Annotated in this window: 3 protein-coding genes; 1 reads left to right on the plus strand and 2 read right to left on the minus strand. The window is 49.0% G+C overall.

Features of this window, described 5'->3' with window-relative positions:
• A partial coding sequence (locus AC1HCM_RS09270; protein ID WP_479461478.1) for a hypothetical protein occupies positions 1-579 on the plus strand: 579 nt, incomplete at its 5' end.
• A gap of 391 nt (positions 580-970) precedes the next feature.
• Here the strand turns inward: AC1HCM_RS09270 and radA are convergent.
• Positions 971-2,305 (minus strand): DNA repair protein RadA, encoded by a 1,335-nt coding sequence (gene radA, locus AC1HCM_RS09275; protein WP_479461479.1) that lies wholly within the window; start codon positions 2,303-2,305, stop codon positions 971-973.
• Positions 2,286-2,981, minus strand: coding sequence for a succinate dehydrogenase/fumarate reductase iron-sulfur subunit (locus tag AC1HCM_RS09280; protein ID WP_479461480.1), 696 nt, complete (start codon positions 2,979-2,981; stop codon positions 2,286-2,288). The genes radA and AC1HCM_RS09280 overlap by 20 nt, the downstream gene beginning before the upstream one ends.
• Between the last annotated feature and the right edge of the window lie 171 nt (positions 2,982-3,152).

Raw genomic sequence — 3,152 nt, forward strand, 5'->3', positions numbered from 1 at the left:
AAGAAGAATCTGGTGTTTCTGGACGGGGGAACCATAACGACAGAGCAGGAACTAAGGGATTTCATTAATAACATTCCGGTCAAAGGACACGGAGCAGCAACTATCGCAGGAGACATAGTTCTTACAAGCTCGCTGGCCGTTGGAAAGGGTAAGAGTATATGGTTGGCTATAACCTCAGGCAGGTTCATTCACAAAGCCTACGTTAACCCAGATACAGAAAAAACGGTGATACCTAAAATACAGTTAGAATCAAATTCATATATACATCTAAGCGTAAGACCTCCAGATGGTATTCCTCCCTCCCCTCTCTTCTCGGTAGACTTTAGCGGTGTTGACCTGACAATAAATCCGCTCTCTTCAGACCTCCTCAACAGGATTCTGTTGGGGTGCGTACATTCTCAGCTAAGAATTGAATACAATCAAGCTTTTCTTACTTCAACCTCTGATGCTGTTTCCTTTGATACTCAACACAGTGGGGTTATCCCGCTTATGGTCGCAAGGGGTCTATCTAAAGTTTTGCATGAAGTGAGTGCTTTTATATCAAGTTTTCAGAATATTGGAAATATCAATAACTTATGATTTGTGCAGTTTATTGCAATAAGCTCTCAAAAAGAATTTGTTTTCACAAATGCTTAGTCACGAGTTCATTCTCTAACATGTGTTCGGAGTAAATCCCTCTATCAAAAACAGTGGTTTTCTTGTAAAAGCTTGAGTGCCAAGCACTAAAGTTGTGCAAAACTTTAGGCTTAAATTGATAATTAGGGCTGTATGTTCGTGAAGCCTTGAGCATTATAGTCCTGAGCCCTAATGCATAATTAATGAATGTATGTTCAATTAATCTGAAGTGCAGGAAATGGGCTTATTTCATTGAAAGACGGACAGAATGTTCATACTAGCGTAAAACCAATTGAAGTTCAATTGAAGAGTAAGAAAGATATATCTTTCTGCATCCTAAGCGTCCCCAAAATGCCTAAAAGAGGATATCTACAGCCTCCCTCAGGGTAGAGACGGGGATGACCTCAAGTCCTTCAAGCTCCATGTTAAGGCTTGAGGGAACTATAGCCCTCTTGAAGCCGAACCTCTGAGCCTCCCTCAGCCTTACATCGCCGAAGTGAACAGCCCTAACCTCCCCAGAGAGACCGAGCTCGCCGAAGACAACGGTATCCTCGGGTATGTTCTTCTCCTTCTTTGAAGACACTATTGCAAGGGCAACCGCAAGGTCCGCAGCCGGCTCTTTAACCGATAAACCGCCCGCGACGTTGATGAAGACGTCCGAGTCCCTTGTGAACACCTTAGCCTCCTTTTCAAGGATAGCTAAGAGGAGGGATAGCCTGTTCACATCAAAGCCCTGGGTTCTCCTCTGGGGTGTTGTGTAGAGGGCTGGCAGAACCAAAGACTGTATCTCCAATAGTATAGGCTTGCTACCCTCCGTGTGGGGGAAGACGACACTTCCCGGAGAGCTGACCTTCTCGCTTATGAAGAAGGCTGAAGGCTCGGGAACCTCCTCAAGTCCCGAATCCTCCATCTTGAAGACAGCTACCTCTCCCGTTGAGCCGAACCTGTTTTTTACGACCTTGACCACCCTGTAGAAGTTGTACCTCTCCCCTTCAAACTGCAGAACCGTATCAACTATGTGCTCAAGGACCTTCGGACCAGCTATCGCACCTTCCTTGGTGATCTGTCCCACTATGAAGCAGGGTATTCCCATCTCCTTGCAGAGCTCCGTGAGTCTGAAGGTGACCTCCCTGACCTGAGATACAGAACCAGCAGAGGACTCAAGCTTTTCCGAATAAACCGTTTGGATTGAGTCAAGGATTACCATCTGAGGAGATTCCTGGTGCAGGGCGTCAACTATGCGTTCAAAGAGCGTTTCCGGATAGAGGAGTATGTCGGGATTGCTTATGCCGAGCCTCCTTCCCCTCAAAGCTATCTGGGCGCCCGACTCCTCACCCGAGACGTAGAGAACCCTGCCGTACCTCGTGTACCTGTCTGATACCTGAAGAAGGAGCGTTGACTTACCTATCCCAGGCTCCCCCGCTATCAGGACAACCTGCCCTGGAACGAGACCACCACCGAGGGCAAGATCCAAGCTCTCAAAGCCCGTGCTCCTCCTCTCACTTTCCTCTTCTCTCCAGCTGTCTATGGGGAGTACCTTTGCGGTCGTTGGCGAAGCGGAAAATCTGCTGGGGCTCACCACCTCCTCAGCGAGGCTGTTCCACTCACCGCAGGAGGGGCACCTTCCCTTCCACTTGACCGACTGGTATCCGCAGGACTGACAGACGTATCTAACAGTTTGCCTTGCCATGTTCTCTAATATAGGTCATCAGCTCCCTTATCAGGGTGGCGGGCTGGACCTCCTTGGGGCAGGAGCTGTTGCACTTGTCACAGGAGAGGCAGTGATAGAGATGTCCCTCCTCAATAGCCTCCCTTATCCTGAAGTCCTTCTCCTGATCCCTCGGGTCCTCAAGGAACCTGTATATCTTTGCAAAAAAGAGGGGTCCTGCGTACTCTTCCTCAAGAACCTGCGGGCAGTAGGACTGACAGGCGGAGCATAGGATGCAGTCAGCAGCCTTCTCAATCCTCCTGCTGACCTCGGGAGGTATCCTCACCTCACCCTTGAACTCCTTTATCCAGGTCTGGAAGCCCTTCATCCTCCTTATTACGTCCTCATGGTCAACGGCGAGGTCCTTTATCAGGGGGAACTTGTCAAGGGGCTCAACGAGGACCTCCTGCTCCGTCAGGACGTAGGGAAGAACCTGCTCCCTGCAGGCTAAGACAGGAAAGCCGTTTATGAAAACCGTACACGTTCCGCATATACCAGCCCTGCAGAAGTGCCTGAAGGTAAAGGAGGGGTCGATCTCCTTTATCCTGTGAAAGGCATCAAGGAAGGTCATCCCGTCCTTGTATTCAAGCTCAAAGCTCTCATATCCCCTCTTTCCGTCGGAAGGGTTGTATCTGAAGACCTTAAGCCTGAGTTTCATGAGAGGATAATATAGCATTCCGGGGAGATTTTTCAAAGGCAGTGCCTTAAAATTTCTTTCATGGAAAAGCCTTGGAGTGGCAGGTTTTCAGAGAAGACGGACGAGTTCGTTGAGGAGTTCACCGAGTCGGTCAGCTTTGACAGGGAGCTCGCCCACGAGGACATAAGGCAG

This window comes from Hydrogenivirga sp. (genome assembly GCF_056450045.1).

Bases quoted from the DNA above. Each gene is read 5' to 3' on its own strand.
- radA (WP_479461479.1), bottom strand. From the start codon at position 2,305: ATGGCAAGGCAAACTGTTAGATACGTCTGTCAGTCCTGCGGATACCAG.
- AC1HCM_RS09280 (WP_479461480.1), bottom strand. From the start codon at position 2,981: ATGAAACTCAGGCTTAAGGTCTTCAGATACAACCCTTCCGACGGAAAG.